Raw genomic sequence first — 17,210 nt, forward strand, 5'->3', positions numbered from 1 at the left:
ATGCCAGTGAACACAGAAAGGAATAGAGCGCCTTTCTCGCATGGTTTCAATCAGCCCCTTTTTTTAGATTTGCATCTTAAGTAACAGACTCACTGTTAACAGTAATATGTAGCAAGGCAGTAAAAGGGTGTGATGACCATCTGGATAACCATTGTTTTCATAAGGAGAGGACAAATGGCTAAGCCAGTTTCAATTTTCGGTAAAGATTTACAAACGGATGTGCGTCAGCGCAATAAGCTTTCACACCTTCTTTTAGCGATGAGCAGTGTCATCGCATTATTTGCGTTTCAACAAGCCGCTGCTGTAGAGGTGAACGATAGTAATCAGCCTCAAAAAGCATCCCCCGTTCTTCAATCTATTATTGACGCTGCTCGCAAGTCAGCGACAGAGAGCTACGAGCAGGACGATCACGGATTAAACAGTAAGCTTAAAGAAATTGACTACACCACATATCGCTCAATTCGCTTTAAGCCAGAGCAGAGCCTTTGGCACGGAGAAAATGACTACGAGCTGCAGTTTTTTCATCCGGGGTTTTTATATGAGTACCCCGTTACTATCCACACTATTGGTGAAAGCAATAAGCCTGAACGCCTAGCGTTTAACAGTGACATGTTCAACTACGACGGGTCTGCGTCGGGGTTAGCTGGGCTAACGGACGAAAAGTCAGGGTTCGCTGGATTTCGCGTTCACTATCCTATCAAGAACGAAGAGTATAAAGATGAATTTGCTGTATTCCTTGGCGCTTCATATTTTCGTTTGGTAGGTAAAAATCAAGTTTATGGTATTTCTGCTCGAGGTTTGGCAATTGATACCGCTTTAGCAAAAGGTGAAGAGTTTCCTCACTTCACAGAGTTTTGGATCATAGAGCCGAGTGAAGGCAAACCAATTACTATTTATGCCCGTCTAGAAAGCCCTTCGGTGGCTGGGGCTTATAAGTTTGTTATACAGCCTGATATTGATACCAGCGTTAAGGTAGAGAGTTGGTTATTTGCCAGAGATGACGTGAGCAAGCTAGGCATTGCACCGTTTACCAGTATGTTCTTGTATGGCGAGAACACAGAAAAGCGCCATGACGACTATCGACCAGAGGTGCATGATAGTGACGGTGTACTCATGGTAACTCACGCTGGTGAAGAAATTTGGCGTCCGCTGACTAACCCTGCACGCCTTCAAGTCACGTCACTTAGCGATGCAAACCCTAAAGGGTTCGGCATGCTTCAGCGCGACGGCGAATGGGATAATTACCTCGACGCAGAGGCCAATTACCATATACGCCCAGGGCTATGGGTGACGCCAGAAGTAGGTTTTGAGAAAGGCCGGTTAGAAGTCGTCGAAATTCCGACTAAATCCGAAATTCACGACAATATCGTGGCATTTTGGACGCCTGAAAAACCATTCAATTCGGGCGAATCACTGTATTTCGCTTACGAGCTTAAAACCGTAGAACAAAATCCGTTTGTCAGTGAACTGGCCTCAGTAGTACGTACCCGCCAAGGCAAGGCTGTATTGCCGGGTGACGAGTTTAAAAACGACAGTCTGAATACGACACGACAGTTCAGCGTAGATTTTAGCGCGCCTTCCGCCGTTGCTTTTGATAGTGAGTCGATGAAGTTGGTGGTACAGGGTACTAACGGCACGATTTCTCAGCAGCGCCTTTATCCCGTTGCTGACGGACAAGAGTGGCGTGCCACTTTCTTCCTAAAGCCAAAAGAAAAGCAAACGGTAGATATGCGCGCTTACATTGAGAAAGACGGTAAGCGTGTGAGTGAGGTTTGGAATTATGTCTACCAGCCAAAATAATCACACGAATAAATCGGTATCGAACGGGGCTAAAGCCGTGCCTCAGGTTAAAAGTGATAGCACTGCACGTGCTTCACACTTCATCTTAAAAGGAGAGCATATGCGTTTGTTTATCATGGCAATGCTAGTTATTCCAAGTACGGCATTGGCCGGTTGGAGTTTATACGAGATCTTTTTACCTAACGGCCTTACTAACTTGGAGATCGCACAGTTGGGGTTGGGGTTAACCCTATTCGCCTGGTTGTGTATGGCGTTTTGGACGGGCATTATCGGTTTCTTTTTGCAGCTTTTTAACATTGACCCGCTGAGCTTGCGCAGAAATCAATCTCAGCCTGATGCTACTGCGCCATTAACGCAAAAGCACGCCGTGGTTATGCCGGTTTATAACGAAGATACCCGCCGTATCATGGTAGGGTTTGAAGCTTGTATTCGCGAGCTGATGGAAAGTGAAAACAGTTCGAAATTCGACTTTTTCATGCTTAGCGACACCCGTGATACGGAAAAAGCGGATGCAGAGCTACGTGCCTTTACCCGTTTGAAGAAGCGTTTAGGTGCGTTTTCTAGCCAAGTGTTTTATCGTCGACGCGAACAAAACCTGCACAGAAAAGTGGGTAACCTCAAAGAGTTTTGCGAACGCTGGGGCGCAAACTACGAGTCGATGATTGTATTAGATGCCGACAGCGTAATGACTGGAGAGCGAATGCAAGACTTGGCGCGTCGTATTGAGCAAAACCCTGATACGGCGCTAGTGCAGACCATTCCGATGCCGGTGCGTCAAAACAGCTTCTTTGGACGTTTTGTGCAGTTTGCCGCTCACCTGTATAGCCCAATGTTGGCAACAGGACTATCGTTTTGGCAGACAGACAGTGCGAACTATTGGGGGCACAATGCTATTATTCGTATTGCACCGTTTATGCAGCATTGCGGGCTACCTACCCTTGAAGGGCGCGCGCCTTTTGGAGGCGAAATACTAAGCCATGACTTTGTTGAGGCTGCGCTTTTGCGCCGTGCCGGCTGGCAGGCCTACTTGCTTACCGACACTACAGGCAGCTATGAAGAAGTACCAAGTAACATTGTTGACTATGCTATTCGAGATCGCCGTTGGGTTCAGGGCAACATACAGCATTTAGGGCTATTGAACGTTAAAGGTCTTAAAATGGCGAACCGCCTGCACTTCTTATTTGGTGCGTTTGCGTACATCTCTTCACTCATATTATTTTGCATGTTGGCGCTAGGTACGGCAGATGCGTTAATTCGCGCCACGTCAGTGCCAGAGTTCTTCGTGTCTGAATACCAGCTGTTCCCTAGTTGGCAGGTTGCGCGTCAAGACATGATGATGGTAACCATGTGGGGTACGGCGGCGTTACTATTCTTGCCTAAACTGCTCGGTATTACCTTAGCTTTAATAAAACGTCGCGGCGAATTTGGTGGCGCGTGGTCTTTGCTTAAAGGGGCAGCAATTGAGTTAACTATGGCTGTGCTTATTGCGCCGTTAATGATGTTCTATCACAGTTATTTTGTGATTAGCGTTTTTGTTGGCCACTCAGTTAAATGGGAAGCGCAAGAGCGCGAAGGGCGCAAAGTGCCATGGAAAGTTGCAATTAAACACACGCAAATTATGAGCTGTTTAGCGGTAGCGTGGGGCGTAACTACCTTCTACTTCACCCCGTCGCTATTTATGTGGTTGTTACCTGTATTAGTAGGCATGGTGTTAGCGGCGCCGGTTATCCGCTTAACAAGCAGCGATAAGCTGGGCATAGCCATGCGTAAGTGTGGCGTGTTTGTCATTGACCAGGAAGTGAATGAGTGTAAAGCACTTAAGTGTTTACGCGTTGCAATGGGGTATTTTGCTATCTCACAGCACAAGGCAGAAGTACCTGCGCTTCCTGATAACGTGTGGCAGAGCATGCCAGAGCAAGTACTAAGTCAAAAGCCATTGCCTATGCGCCACAGGCTTCCTAACAGCGCATAATGGACTCAAAGTAGATATCAAAACAAAAAAACCGCACATGTGTGCGGTTTTTTATTGCGTTTAGTCACGTGCCACCTAGCTTTTTATCGATAGACGGCGGCAAGAACAATGTTTTATTGAGTAAACGTAACTGAAAACGTTACGGGTACTGTTGTTGTTATGCTCTTAAGCCCTGCAATTTTTTGAAGTGCAGCTACGCCTTCAGCAAGTCCAAAAGACTCTGCTTTAATTAACGTTGGTGACGTGGTTGATACGGTAAGCGTATCGTCGTTTACTTTACTTGCTTTAACAGCAAATGACGTAGGAACGGCTTTTCCGTGCAACATCAAAATACCGTCTACCTTCCCGTTAACAACTTGGCCCGATTTCAGGTTCATCATCGACTCAGGCAAGTTGGCCTCAAATGTCGCTTGTGCAAACTTGGCCACGTTGAACAGCATCTCTTGCATTCGCTTGTTGCGAATATCAATGGCTGTATTCACTGACGATAAGTCAACCGCCACGTTAAGTTTGCCACCGTCAGACAGCGTACCATCAAAGCTATCAAACTTATGTACTTCGGTGACTTGTGCATTCTTCGTCGATAAGAAGTGTAGTGCACTTGTTTCGCCGTCTATTGACCAATCGGCTGCGGCGGGAAATGCTAGCCCACATGCGAGCAATGCTGCAGACAACGTGCGAATACGTGTAGTCATCATAGGTTACTCCTTTTACTTTTTGGTTCCATCTGGCTTGATTTAACCACTACCAGAGTAATGTGGCCCAGCAACATTACTACGCTATTATACGTAGGTTAACACGCTGCGCTAAGTAAATTATTACGCGCTAGTGCTGATGTGGGTTTACGAAGTCATCATACTGGACTACATCTTGCCATGGCACCCTTTGATCGCCCATTACCACAAAATCTGGGTTCTCTAGCGAATGACGCTGATTGTAGGTAAGAGGTTCGAAGTTAGCGGCGGCAATACTCCCACCCGCTTCAGAGACAATGCATTGCGATGCGCCAGTGTCCCATTCGCCGGTAATACCGATGCGCATAAATACATCAGCTTTTCCTTCGGCAATAAAGCAGGCTTTCAGGGAACAGCTTCCCAATGGAAGCGTTTGGTATACGCGCTTGGCGCACATTCTGCTAAGCACTTTTTCTCTCGACTGACGACGGCTTATTGCAATCATCACCACACTATTTTTAGGGTCGTCTAGCTTGCGTACGCTTATTGGGTGATCGCCATCAGGTGATGACTTAAACGCGCCTTTGCCTTTCTGGGCATAATATAACGACTGCCCTGGCGGCCAAAAGATAACGCCTATTGTCGGCTCATTGTTCTCAATTAGCGCAATGTTTACTGCGAAATCACCGCTTCTGGCGATGAACTCTTGGGTTCCGTCGATGGGATCGATTAACCAGTATCGAGGCCAATGCTTTCGCTCTTCTAGACTTGCGTGTTTGTTTTCCTCTGAGAGGATTGGGATATCAGGTGTCGCAGCTTGTAAGCGCTTGTTGATGATATCGTTTGCCAAATAATCTGCGCTGGTAACGGGAGACTCATCGTCTTTTTGATAAGCGTCAAACTCCCCTTTATCGTATACGTCTAATACGGCTTCACCGGCTTCGATGGCAATTTCTTTCGCAAGTTCTAGTAGGTCGGCATGGGCGTCATCGGGCATTGTTTATTGTTCCTTAAACCACTTTTGAGCTAAAAACAGCGCGGCTATGCAGCGGGCTTCAACAAAGTCTTCTCTTGCAAGTAAAGCATCTGCTTCATCTAAAGGCCAGTGAATCACCTCAAGAGGCTCAGGTTCGTCGCCTTCAAGCTGCTTAGGGTACAAGTCGCGGGCCAAAACAATGGTCATATTGGCGTTAAAGAAAGTGGGCGCCATGCTGACCTTATGAAGCTCCACAAGATCATTGGCCGCGAAGCCTGCCTCTTCTTGTAGTTCGCGATTAGCCGCTTCAATGGCAGTTTCGCCAGGGTCTATTAAACCTTTTGGAAAGCCTAGTTGATACGAATGTGTGCCGGCAGCATATTCGCGAATTAACACCATGGTGTTTTCATCAAGCATGGGCACTATCATTACCGCGCCCCTGTTTCCGCCAGCCATCCGCTCGAATTCACGGGTGGCGCCGTTTGAAAACTCAAGGTCTAAGCGCTCTACCCTAAAGAGTTTGCTTTGCGCAACGATTTCACGAGAATGAATTTGTGGTAACGGTTTGTTCGGATCAATTTTTGGCATGTCTATCGCTACAACTTTGTTATCATACTTGTATACAATTTCTTAGCTTACTTCATTATAAGGAAAATCGCTTGCCCTTTCTGCCCTGGAATGAAATAGAAACTGTACTGCTAGATATGGACGGTACCTTGTTAGACCTTCATTACGACAACCAGTTCTGGCTACATCATTTGCCAAAACGATTGGCGGAAATAAGGGGAGTATCAGAGGCGCAGAGTCAACGTGAAATGACTGCGCGATATGAGTCAGTATTCGGGCAAATTCAATGGTATTGCTTAGATTACTGGGCTGAATCTCTCGAAATGGACTTAGAAAATGAGTTTATGCCGCTGAAGCGTGAGCTGGCACATTTGCTCGCCCTTCGTGACGATACAATTCCGTTCCTTGATGCGCTTCATGACTCAGGCAGGCAGGTGGTATTAGTGACCAATGCGCACCCAAACAGTTTGGCGCTAAAGATAGAGCATACCCAGCTCGACGCACATATCGACAACCTCATCTCTACCCATGAGTTCGGCGTAACCAAAGAGTCTCAGCTTTTGTGGGAGCGACTACAAAAGAGAGTACAGTTTGATAATAGCCGCACCTTGTTTGTCGATGACTCACTGCCAATTCTAAATGCGGCAAAGACATACGGTATTAAACACTTACTTGCTGTCGATAACCCTGATAGTACCTTGCCAAATCGCAATATTAGTGAGTTTCCAGCGGTGCGCGATTACCGTTTAATGCTAGAAGATATTAAGCAGAACCCTGTTGGGACTGTTTCGAAAGGACGTTTTTAAAGGACGAAAGCACATGGTGTCTGACACAATTTATGTAGGGTCGCTGAATCCAGTAAAAATTAATGCTGCGCTTAATACACTCTCTGACACACTAGAGCACGATTTTGACGCTCAGGGTATGGCTGTACCAAGCGGTGTGCCTGACCAGCCAATGAATGAAGATGAAACGCGCTTGGGTGCCATTAATCGTGTGAAGGCCATGCTGGCTCATCATCAAGGCGGACTCACAGATGCATGGTATGTGGCAATTGAAGGGGGCGTGGATGTATTTGAAGATGGCCCCGCTACTTTTGCCTATGTGGCGATATACCATGAAGGTCACTGGTCGGTAACGCGAAGTGCAAGCTTGCCTCTTCCTGTAAGCGTATATCAGGCGCTACAGCGTGGCGAAGAACTTGGGCCGGTTATGGACAAGCTCTTTGATACGGTAAACATAAAGCAAAAAGGGGGGGCTATTGGTTTGCTTACTCTTAATCACGCCTCGCGACAAAGTGTTTATGAAGTGGCGTTAACGCTTGCTATGGCAAAGTTCCATTTCCCCGACTTATACACTGACTAGTGTTGAAACTCTTGTGCTGTACAACAAGGCACATTACACCGTTAATCAAACAGAGTGCCGCAAAGGGTATCCTGACTTAGGAAAAATGATAAGGCGATCGCAACGGTCGCCCTGAAATCTTTACTTCGATAGGTAATCTTTTCTGAACCCTTTCTGACACTTTCCATTACTTAGGCTTTAAGTTATGCCTATGTTATTGAAAATATGTTGAAAAATATTTTTTGACACCTTGGCTTTTTAGTTGCACCTCCTTCAGACCAAACGGAATAAGGAGAGTGACAATGAGTGAGACAATCAATACCTACAACCCTGCTACAGGTGAAAAGATCGATCATTATCATTTGATGTCAGCCGAGGACGCCGAGCAAGCAGTTACCCGTTCACAAGAAGCCTATTTGAACTGGCGCCGTACGTCATTTGAGACCCGCGCTGATTTATTTAATAACCTTGCAAACCTGATGGAAGAGCGAATTGACGATCTCGCCAGCCTGATGACACGGGAAATGGGTAAGGTTACCGCGCAAGGAAAGCAAGAAGTGCAGCTATGCGCTGAAATATGCCGATATACGGCCGAGCACGGCGCTTCAATTTTGGAAGACGAACATCGCATTTTCGAAGGTGGTCGAGCAATCATTACGTACCAGCCCATTGGCGTTATTCTCGGCATCCAACCGTGGAATTTTCCGTTGTACCAAGTTATTCGTTACAGCGCCTCAAACATAATGGCGGGTAACACCACGGTACTGAAACATGCAAAAAACGTGTTTGGTATGGCGCAAGCCATTCAGCAAATGTACGAAGATGCTGGCTTTCCTAAAAATGTTTACCAGTCACTGCTAATTGATGGCAGCACGGCAAGTGACTTAATCAAGCACAAATACGTTCGCGGCGTTACTTTTACCGGGAGTGACGAAGTAGGTAAAGAAGTCGCGAAGGAAGCTGCAAGCTTGTCTAAGAAAACCGTAATGGAGCTTGGTAGTAACGACGCCTTTTTGGTGTTAGAGGATGCTGACATCGACCATGCTGTAGAAATGTGTATCCAAGGACGGGTTATTAATAACGGTGAAACCTGTGTGGCGGCTAAACGCTTTGTTATTGTGGATAGCGTCTATGAAGAGTTCCGAGACAAATTTGTGGCGCAGTGTAAAAAGCTAAAAGTTGGCGACCCCACAAACGAAAATACGGATTTGGGCCCAATGGCGAGAGAAGACTTGCGCGATGAACTTCATGAGCAAGTGAAAAAGTCGCTAGAAAACGGCGCTACGCTGTCTCTCGGTGGGGAAATCCCAGATTCTGACGGTTACTTCTATCCAGTAACTGTGCTTGAAAATGTATCGCCTGGCATGCCCGCTTACGACGATGAGTTATTTGGTCCTGTTGCGTCATTAATCCGCGCTCGTGACGACAAGCAGGCAATGGAAGTCGCAAACGACTCACGCTATGGTTTAGGCGGCGGCATTTTTAGTACAGATACGGACAAAGCTATTGCACTGGCGAAAGATGAATTTGACACAGGAATGGTAAACATCAATGGCTATTCACTCGCTCAGCCAAACCTGCCTTTCGGTGGTGTTAAAGACAGTGGCTATGGTCGGGAACACGGTGGTTATGGTATGCGCGAATTTGTGAATATCAAAACTATTATGGTAGCTGAAAGTGCTACTGAGTAATCACTAGATATTTCTCATCAATGTTTTGAAACGGGCACATGCGACGTGCCCGTTTTTTATTTCCTCGTTTTACTATCAACACGCTGTTTGACGCGACTCAGTTTCCCTGAATATTTTTACGCCACCGTTCGGTCTTTTATCTTGATGTGAAGGTATAAAAAGATAAGGAACGGTTTAGGATGATGGCGATGAAAGTCTTACACAGGCAATTAAGTTTTATAAGCAAGGGCACAGGGCAAAAGGTGCACTTAAAGAAACAAGGTAAACTAAGCACCGCGTGGGTGAGCCTGCTTTCAACGACGTCTATTTTCTTGTTCTCGGCAATAGCGCCAGCCTCTTCGGGGCCTTTTACACAAGCATCGTCTCCATCATTACCTCAACCGTCGATTTCAGAAGGAAGTGCCGGTGAAAGTAAGGCATTTATGGCCTGCCAGAATGTGTCTGTTCAAGTGCTAGGTTCAGGGGGACCGGAATTGGATGACGGAAGAACCTCGAGCGCCTATTTGGTCTGGGTAGATAACAAAGCACGTGTTTTGGTAGATGCTGGCAGCGGCAGCAGTGTTCAGTTCGGCGCTGCCGGTGCGTCATTTGAGTCGCTTGATGCGATTTTGCTTTCTCACCTACATACTGATCACAGTGCCGATTTGCCGAGTTTTGTGAAAGGTGGGTATTTCACTAATCGCGAGAAAAATTTATGGGTAATAGGGCCCGATGGTAATGACGCTATGCCCTCGACCAATGCTCATGTCTCATCGCTAGTTGGCGAGGAAAGCGCGTTTAAATATCTATCTTCTTACACGATTCATGGCCAAGAAGATTACACAATATCGGCAAAAAGCGTTGCAGACGCCACATTAGAGAAACCTTTTGAATACGATGTGAATAATGGCATTAGTGTTGAAGCGATGTCGGTAAATCACGGGCCTATACCCACACTTGCGTGGAAAATTAAGGCTAACGGATGTGTAGCGGTATTTTCTGGTGATACTAATGATGAACAGGGAAACCTTGCTCGCTTCGCTAAAAACGCTGACCTTTTAGTACTGCACAACGCAATTGACGATAACGCGGGGCGCGTTGCGAAGAACCTGCATATGACACCGACACAAATAATCGATATCGCCGCGAAATCTAAAGCAAAACGCATTTTGCTATCTCATATTATGAAGCGCAGCGAGCCGGGTCTAGATGCGCTTACGGAGGCTATCACGGTTGTGGCTGAGGGGCGTGCCTATGCTGCGCAAGAATTGATGAATATCACGCTTTTTGATGAGAACTAGGTTACGTTTTAAGGAGAAACCTAAGACTCGTCAGTCTAGTCCAAGGGGCTTTAGTTGGCGGGGTTGAACGTGGGAAAGATGAAGTAATAAAAAATGCAGAGCGTTAGGCTCTGCATTTTTAGTTCTGGCTAAGGATTACCAGTATTTGGCGTTTTTTGAATGATTTCCCGGCAATCTATTGCGGAGCAAAAGGCAATGGAATAGGCGTACCATTTACACTGGCTTTGCCGTCTTTAAGTTCCAGTTTTGTCTCGTAACCCGTCTCTGTTTCTTTTATCAAGCCTTGCTGGGCAAAGGTGCTTAATATCATTGGTGTTTGCTGCTCTACTGCGGCTTCAAGTTCTTCTGCCGTCATGTTTTGTGCTTGGGGTGTTGCCATTAATTGCCCCATCATGTAACCAGACGCAACGCTTTGCGCAAAGGCTTTGTCGGCCGTTATCTGTGCATCAGCCAGTAAATGGGTTATCCAGTAAGCCACATCTTCCATTGTGCCCGGCATCTCATCAATGCCAACTAGCTTAGTGTTCGCGTGTGCATTAAACGAACCCTCGGGCAATGTTGCTTTAAGCTTCGTTATGTTAAGTTCAGGCTCCGCTTTTAGTTGGGTAAGCAGATTCGCCTCAATAAATTCCATCATCTTGGCCGGCACTTCTTCTGAAGGGATCATTAGAGATGTGTTGCTAAAGTCTTGATAAGCCTTAATGAAGTCTACGTCTAAGTTTTTTAGGGCAACGCCTAAAACCATATCAGACGCCTCTAACTCCGGCCCTGCCACCTTTTCAATGGCGTACTCCACATAAACATTCGCTGTATTGCTGCCTTCATCAATTTCAGTGTCTGTAATTAGCGCAATATTGTCTAGCTGTACTGTTTCTCCTGCTTCAAGACCGGTAATTTCCATAGTTTCGATAAGTGCTTTAACTTTCGATTCAAAGAGTTCGCCTTTAAACGCTTCCATCATGCTGCCATCATAGGTCACATCCATAGAGAGGTTAGACATCTTCATCGACACGGCATCGGCATTTATGCTCAGTGATTCACCCGATGAGGTATAAAAGGTCTGGTCGCCCTCAGGAACAGCTTTACCGGCATAACCTGAGAAAAGCAGCGTAAAACCTTCTTCCTCGTCGGTTGCGCTAAGGGCCGGAATTACATCTTCGTAGCTTAAATTGCCAAGCAGGCCAACAACGCCTTCATTGGTATATATTGGCTGTTGACCGTCCCATTGAACGTATTCTCTTAATTCATCCCCATCAACAAATACCGTGTAGTGAACGCGACCTAACCCAACACCGTCACCGAAGTAAACAGGGCCGTGATGGGCAACCAGCGTAGCAGTTATGCTAGGGTTTTCTTCTAGTGGCATTTCAGATTGGTCGACATTTTGCGCATTCAAAAGTGCTTGGAAATCGATAGCCAGTTTGACTTCTGCTTTCGTTGAGAACCAGCCTTTGTCGTACGAAAGGACTTCGGCTGAATACACAGCCTGTTCGTTAATTTCGTTTACTGCAGCGTTAACATTTTCTTGAACGCTAGTACCAATAAAATAGGGGGCAACGCCAAGTGCAACTAAAGTCACACCAGCGCCAGCTAAAAGAGGTTTGTTCATTGTACAATCCTTTGTTTAGAAATAATCCAGTTATATTAGGTCAAGGCCGTAATAGGCTTTCGGTCTAGACGAGTTAGGTTCGAGGAATTTGAAACCCAATGTAGCCGCTACTATCCGGCGTACCAAACAAGCGTGCAGCCTGATGGACTTCTTGCGGTAAGCTGTTATCAGGTTTGAATTTACCACTTACTCGAATATTTTTCATCGTAGTAGGGATAACCGCATCCATAGATAGGCTTAGTAAGTTTGGCTCGCTTACTAGTATTCCAATGTCATCGCCCTCACAACGCAACTTCGCTGAGTAGGTGCCAAAATCGATAGGGCCTTGAGTACCAGCAACCGTTGCGTTTAGCCAATCGCCCGTGCCGTCTAATGATTGGCACGTTGGGCCGAACGTCAAATCATTCAGCGACACTTTAAAGCGTCCGCCTGCGTTTACAGGTAAGGGTAAGCGAACTTGTGCAAGCACTCTATCTACAGGCAGGTACAGCGTAAAGTTCTCGGTATTAATTGTCTCTTGGCTGAAAAGCCCGGTAGTGATAGGACCTTCAAAAGCAATATCATTTTTATCGCGAATATTTCCTGCTTTTAGGTCTAATTTGATATTCCCTATCAACATGTGTAACGGGCTTAACTCCCACTTTACGTTATTGATAGGCAGCTCATTAACCACCACCATTTGGGCCTTACCTGAAAACAGAGTGCCGCTAACACCGCTAACGGCTACAGTGCTTGGTAATGCAATGCGGCCAATAACGTGAACAGCAGGCATGTAGGCAATGGCAAACAATAAGAAGGCAATAATGCCGCCTATACTCCAACTAACTTTCGACTTCATGCTTTACCTAATTGTAATCGGCGAATTTTGATATAGCCTGGCGCATCGGCCTCGGCAATATCCGCTTGAAGAATAATTACGCCCATATCTTCCATGGCTTTGAGCCATTCTAAAACACTGTTAAACGGCGCTTGATCAACCCACACCTGCAGCTCGTCGCCCTGTGGCTGCATCCGAGAAATAGCAATATCATGCTGAGCAGTAGTACGGTTTACCGCCTGCGGTAACGAGCCTGAGAACGTTCGTTTACCCCCGCTACTGCGGCGCAATTGCTGTGCTCTTGCCGCACTGTCTTTTACCCAAACCAACAAGGATTGCTGATTGTCGAGAAGCTGTTTTTGTTTATCTAAAGCAGCATTAAGCGGCGACCATACCGCAAAATAAAATAGCGCAATTATTAATAGCACAGCTGAAACCAGTACTAACTTTTGTTCGCGCTCGGTCAGCGCTTTATACTTTTCTAAGAGTGCATTCATGAGGTACTCCTTACTGATACTGTACCTACAACGCCATTGTCACGATTATTTATGGCCCCTTGTTCAACCACAAAGCCTGCATTTTCTGCTGTACGTTTAAACTGCTCTAGCGCTTCAAAGTTTTTACCTTGCGCCTGAATGCGAATCTCAGTGCGAGTTGCATCGAAGCGCAGTGTTTGCGGTTTTACATCAGTGGCTGAAAAAGCCGGAGCGAGCTGGTCTAACATAATTAGCATAGAGGCGCTGCCACCGCCTTGTTCTAACTTGGCAAGCTCGCTTTGTAGCTTCAGTCGCACGTTGCGATAGGTGCCAATATTGGGGAAGCCAGCTTTCACTGCGGTATTGATCTCACTACTTAACGCCTGATTTTGGGCTTTAAGCTGGTAAAGAGAAAATCCTTTGTCGATAAGGCTGGTGCATAGCGCTAACACTGCTAATACTGCAGCAACACGCCATTGACTCAGAACACCGCTGCGCTTGCGCTTTACTTTGTAATCGCCTTGGCATAGGTTAAAGCTGCATTGTATCGCCTCTTTTGCCAATACTTGCATAGGCAGTTCTAAGGGCGCCTGCGCTTCTTCAATGTTCGGCAGACTGCTTAAATCGATACCTGCGTAGTTTGTGATTGTCACAGGTGCTTCTTGCTGCGCAGTGAAGTGCACTAGGGTAGGAAGCAACCAAGTTTGTTCGCCTTGAACCCCTTTGAATTCATCTTGGCGCACCAGTAGCTGTTCACCTAAGGTTAATATCGACCAGCCGTTTTCAGTTACCGGTACTGCGAGTACATCAGGAATAATGGTGTCGCAGAATAACCCTGCCTCGATAAGCCAAGACTGCCAAAGCTCCATCTTTTCATGGCTAACTACTGCAACGGCCTGCTCATCGCCTCGCTTCGGGCCTATTGCAAAAAACTGTTGGCTTATGTCAGTGGCAAGCTCGTCTTCTAGCATAAACGGGATGGCAGAAATGATCTTGCGGCCAGCTTTCGGCGGCAGCTCAACCCATTTGAGTAAAATTTCGCTGCTGGGCGCTAACGCAATGACGCTACGTTGGCCTGCGCGTTCAGTAAGCGACGATAAGGCGTCGGCATTAGCCAGTTCGCCTGACGCAATAATTTCATCTTCTGTTCGCGAATAAACGAGCCAGCTAATTGGATCTGTATGGTTGGCGCCTAAACGCACCAAAAGTTGTTCCATCAATAGGTTCCCCCAAACTCGCGATTCACAATACTAACACCGGTATCGGCATTAACGTGAAACACGGTGGAAAGCTTAAAAGTTGCTTTGTTGTACTGTGTTTTTGTGTGCAACATAAAATATTCAGTTTTTACCGCAAACCAATCTTGTCGAGTACTTGTTAAATTAAGCGCTTGAATAGAGGGCTCGCTTAAAAAATCATTGATTTCGTCCCAGCCGTTTTGCGGGCGACTGCTAATCAAACTTGCGGCCTGCTGAATGTCTAATCCCGTTAGGCCTGCAAGTAATGGTGCATCTTCTTCTTCTAAAGTGTTGACGTTAATTTTCAACTCATTGTAATCCGGGATCACGCAAACTAATGGCAGTAATGCGTCTAGCCATTGTGGTGATACACCGTTAATAATACGCAATTCACTTTTTGATGCCAGTGGTCCGTTAGCTGCTAGGTAAGGAAACTCTCTGGACTCGTATTCGCTGTCTTCTGCCCCGTAAGGACGCATTCTGTCATCTTCGTCGACCCAGTCGGCTAAACTGTCGCGTAAAGTATCTGCGGTGTAGTTGTCGAGTCCGTCAACGCTAAGTGATAGCAACATAGTGTGAAAAGCGTCCATGGCTTCCGTGGTGTTACTTGTCCCATTGCTGCCAGTACCGCTGTTACTGCCTGTGCCTCCTGCACTGCCAGACGTGATCGCGTTTAAATTAAAACACGCCTGCAAATCGTCTAAGTTAGCGGTTAAACCACCGTTTTCTAAAGGATAGCTGAATTCTTGTGCCCAAGGCTGATCTATAGAAATCACATCCGGGCTTTCCTCTATCAAAGACTGGATAGACTTACGCGCAAAGGCCTCTGCGCCCATGGCGTACCAGTATGCTTGATTATTGTCTTTTAAGTTCATCGTACGCTGCACCTGAAGCTGCAAGCGTGTACCCATTTCTGTGGCTAATACGGAAACCAAAGCGACAATCATCAGCACAATCATCAGTGCCACACCCTCTTGTTTGGCCGGTGGGCTAGACAGTTGACGCGTACCCTTTACAGTCTCAGAGTGCTCATGGTTTTTTAAACGAAGCGTTCTAATTTTTGGCATTACGACGATTCACCCGTGGTTAAGGTGAATTCCCTACGAATTTTGCCGAAGTCTTTACTAACAAACTCAATGGCCACCGCGCGCGGCAGTGCTGTACCTTTGTAGCTCTCGCTCCACGACAGGTCTTCGTCTTCACCTAACGAACCGCTGTTAGCTGTGGCAAGAAATTCGATTTTCAGGCTTTCAATATCTTCTAACAGCACATGTACTTTTGGCTCATAGCCGATGACATTATCTACATAGTTGCTGTAAAGACGTTCTAACTTGTTTTCTTGGAGCCTATAGGCAACAAATTGTAGAGTACTTCTTGGCAACATTAGCTGAGGGTTATGCCACCCTCCGCGTACAAAACCAATGCCGTCATCGTCACTGTCGTCGGTTTCACCGCCTGACATGACCACGTCTTGCTTTTCTCCATTAACCCTTGCTGCGCGAGGCACGGCTTGTTGGAGGTCTCGCTCGATAGTAATCATGGCACGCTGTAGCAATTGGAGCTTGGCAAAACGCTCTTCTGAAATGTCATTGCTATCGATAACAGTGGTTAATAAACCCGTTGATGCCAGCCCGATAAGGGTGAATATGGCCATAGCAATCAGTATTTCGATAAGCGTAAAACCGCGCTGCATGCTAATTTCCCGCCGTCGGTTTAGCCACAAAAGTGGTTACTGATGTAACTGAACTGCCGTAGTTTTTGTCTTCGCCCACCGAAACGGTTACCGAGCGTAAGTCGTTATCGTTGGTCTTCGCAACGGTTTGTTGCCAATACCAGGTACGGTCCGCCATCTCCATCGTGCCTTTTAAATTATTCTTTGGTGGCCAGGTGGTATCAAGTTGAAGCTGGTTAAGGCGATTGCTCGCTACCCAATTGGCAAAAGTGACAGACTCAATTTGGCCAACGCTTGATAGGTGCTCACCCGCAGCTTTTAGTACAGCAGTGCCGGTGAGTGCGAAAATAAGCAGTGCCACCATAACTTCGAGTAAGGTTAAACCACGTTGGATATGGGGTCTGTTAGGCGCAATGCTTTTGCCAGATGAATTTACCGTGCTTGTTCTCATATTAGGCGCGTTCATAATGGACGCTCCAGGGGACCTTCAAGCACTAAAGGCGGTAAGTCTTGGTTTTGCAGGCTGTAGTAAACAGGGGAGTCGCCGTCGTCACCTTCGTAATTAAACGATAACGTAAAAGGGGTAATTTCGCCGCTCGACATAATTAGCACTTGCGGTGGAGGCAGCTTTTTCTCTTCTTCGTTACCTATTTCAACGCCTTCGTCAGAGACACTTAGGTTTTCGTCGAACAATTCTCTGTCAAAGAGCCTATCTTCAACGTCCCACGGTAAGTCGTCTAAATTTAAAGTGAAGGTAAAAGGCTCAGGTAACGTATAAGGCTCGTAGGTTTTTTCGCCCTCGATACGCTGCCATTCATCATCGTCGTCTAAGTAAACGAAGAAGTATTCGTTTTTGTCGGCTTCAAAGCGCACGCCCAGCAGCTGTTGATTTAACACCGCAAAATCGCTAGCCATATCAACGATTACCTGTAGGCGTTGGGCTTGGGTTTTCAGCAGGTCTGATTTACTCGCGCCAAAGGCGTTAAACATAACGTAACCTGCCGCTAAACCCATAAGCAGCAGTACCAGCATGACTTCTAATAGGGTGAAGCCTGCTTTATGAAACGATGTACTGCCGCGGTAGCGCATATAGG

Annotated in this window: 17 protein-coding genes; 6 read left to right on the forward strand and 11 right to left on the reverse strand. The window is 46.5% G+C overall.

Features of this window, described 5'->3' with window-relative positions; translation table 11 throughout:
- The first annotated feature begins 174 nt into the window (after positions 1-174).
- Both RJ41_RS12850 and mdoH read left to right on the forward strand, forming a co-directional pair.
- Positions 175-1,800 (forward strand): glucan biosynthesis protein G, encoded by a 1,626-nt coding sequence (locus RJ41_RS12850; RefSeq protein WP_039221443.1) that lies wholly within the window; start codon positions 175-177, stop codon positions 1,798-1,800.
- Positions 1,781-3,772, forward strand: coding sequence for a glucans biosynthesis glucosyltransferase MdoH (mdoH, locus tag RJ41_RS12855; RefSeq protein WP_039221445.1), 1,992 nt, complete (start codon positions 1,781-1,783; stop codon positions 3,770-3,772). The genes RJ41_RS12850 and mdoH overlap by 20 nt, the downstream gene beginning before the upstream one ends.
- A gap of 113 nt (positions 3,773-3,885) precedes the next feature.
- On the opposite strand, the gene RJ41_RS12860 is transcribed toward mdoH, so the two are convergent.
- From RJ41_RS12860 to nudE, 3 genes are all read right to left on the reverse strand, one after another.
- On the reverse strand, positions 3,886-4,470 hold the full coding sequence (locus RJ41_RS12860) for a YceI family protein (protein ID WP_039221447.1): 585 nt from the start codon (positions 4,468-4,470) through the stop codon (positions 3,886-3,888).
- 127 nt (positions 4,471-4,597) lie between these two features.
- On the reverse strand, positions 4,598-5,443 hold the full coding sequence (gene cysQ, locus RJ41_RS12865) for a 3'(2'),5'-bisphosphate nucleotidase CysQ (RefSeq protein ID WP_039221449.1): 846 nt from the start codon (positions 5,441-5,443) through the stop codon (positions 4,598-4,600).
- Between the two features lie 3 nt (positions 5,444-5,446).
- A complete protein-coding gene (gene nudE / locus RJ41_RS12870; protein ID WP_014951322.1) occupies positions 5,447-6,010 on the reverse strand; it encodes an ADP compounds hydrolase NudE in 564 nt (187 codons plus the stop codon).
- Positions 6,011-6,081: 71 nt separating this feature from the next.
- On the opposite strand from nudE, the gene yrfG reads away from it, so the two are divergent.
- From yrfG to RJ41_RS12890, 4 genes are all read left to right on the forward strand, one after another.
- Complete coding sequence (gene yrfG / locus RJ41_RS12875; RefSeq protein ID WP_039221452.1) at positions 6,082-6,795, forward strand: GMP/IMP nucleotidase; 714 nt, start codon at positions 6,082-6,084, stop codon at positions 6,793-6,795.
- A gap of 13 nt (positions 6,796-6,808) precedes the next feature.
- Positions 6,809-7,354: an inosine/xanthosine triphosphatase gene (gene yjjX, locus RJ41_RS12880; RefSeq protein WP_014951320.1), complete on the forward strand. Its 546-nt coding sequence runs from the start codon at positions 6,809-6,811 to the stop codon at positions 7,352-7,354.
- A 281-nt stretch (positions 7,355-7,635) separates the two neighbouring features.
- A complete protein-coding gene (locus RJ41_RS12885; protein WP_039221454.1) occupies positions 7,636-9,024 on the forward strand; it encodes an NAD-dependent succinate-semialdehyde dehydrogenase in 1,389 nt (462 codons plus the stop codon).
- Positions 9,025-9,212: 188 nt separating this feature from the next.
- Positions 9,213-10,304, forward strand: coding sequence for an MBL fold metallo-hydrolase (locus tag RJ41_RS12890; RefSeq protein ID WP_039221902.1), 1,092 nt, complete (start codon positions 9,213-9,215; stop codon positions 10,302-10,304).
- Between the two features lie 175 nt (positions 10,305-10,479).
- Here the strand turns inward: RJ41_RS12890 and RJ41_RS12895 are convergent, their stop codons facing one another.
- From RJ41_RS12895 to gspH, 8 genes are all read right to left on the reverse strand, one after another.
- Positions 10,480-11,913: a YdgA family protein gene (locus RJ41_RS12895; protein ID WP_039221456.1), complete on the reverse strand. Its 1,434-nt coding sequence runs from the start codon at positions 11,911-11,913 to the stop codon at positions 10,480-10,482.
- A 73-nt stretch (positions 11,914-11,986) separates the two neighbouring features.
- Positions 11,987-12,751: a type II secretion system protein N gene (locus RJ41_RS12900; protein WP_039221459.1), complete on the reverse strand. Its 765-nt coding sequence runs from the start codon at positions 12,749-12,751 to the stop codon at positions 11,987-11,989.
- On the reverse strand, positions 12,748-13,227 hold the full coding sequence (gene gspM / locus RJ41_RS12905) for a type II secretion system protein GspM (RefSeq protein ID WP_039221461.1): 480 nt from the start codon (positions 13,225-13,227) through the stop codon (positions 12,748-12,750). The genes RJ41_RS12900 and gspM overlap by 4 nt, the downstream gene beginning before the upstream one ends.
- Positions 13,224-14,423 carry a type II secretion system protein GspL gene (gene gspL, locus RJ41_RS12910; protein WP_039221462.1) on the reverse strand — a complete coding sequence of 400 codons (1,200 nt, stop codon included), beginning with the start codon at positions 14,421-14,423 and terminating at the stop codon, positions 13,224-13,226. The genes gspM and gspL overlap by 4 nt, the downstream gene beginning before the upstream one ends.
- Positions 14,423-15,511 carry a type II secretion system minor pseudopilin GspK gene (gene gspK, locus RJ41_RS12915; protein ID WP_052235469.1) on the reverse strand — a complete coding sequence of 363 codons (1,089 nt, stop codon included), beginning with the start codon at positions 15,509-15,511 and terminating at the stop codon, positions 14,423-14,425. Before gspK ends, gspL begins: the two co-directional genes overlap by 1 nt.
- Entirely contained in the window at positions 15,511-16,137 is a 627-nt protein-coding gene (gspJ, locus tag RJ41_RS12920) for a type II secretion system minor pseudopilin GspJ (RefSeq protein WP_039221465.1), read from the reverse strand. The genes gspK and gspJ overlap by 1 nt, the downstream gene beginning before the upstream one ends.
- A gap of 1 nt (position 16,138) precedes the next feature.
- The gene (gene gspI, locus RJ41_RS12925) at positions 16,139-16,567 is read right to left on the reverse strand and encodes a type II secretion system minor pseudopilin GspI (RefSeq protein ID WP_039221908.1); all 429 of its coding nucleotides are present in this window, start codon (positions 16,565-16,567) and stop codon (positions 16,139-16,141) included.
- An 11-nt stretch (positions 16,568-16,578) separates the two neighbouring features.
- On the reverse strand, positions 16,579-17,205 hold the full coding sequence (gene gspH, locus RJ41_RS12930; RefSeq protein ID WP_039221468.1) for a type II secretion system minor pseudopilin GspH: 627 nt from the start codon (positions 17,203-17,205) through the stop codon (positions 16,579-16,581).
- Positions 17,206-17,210: the final 5 nt, after the last annotated feature.

The organism is Alteromonas marina, from assembly GCF_000808575.1.
Lineage (GTDB): Bacteria > Pseudomonadota > Gammaproteobacteria > Enterobacterales > Alteromonadaceae > Alteromonas > Alteromonas marina_A.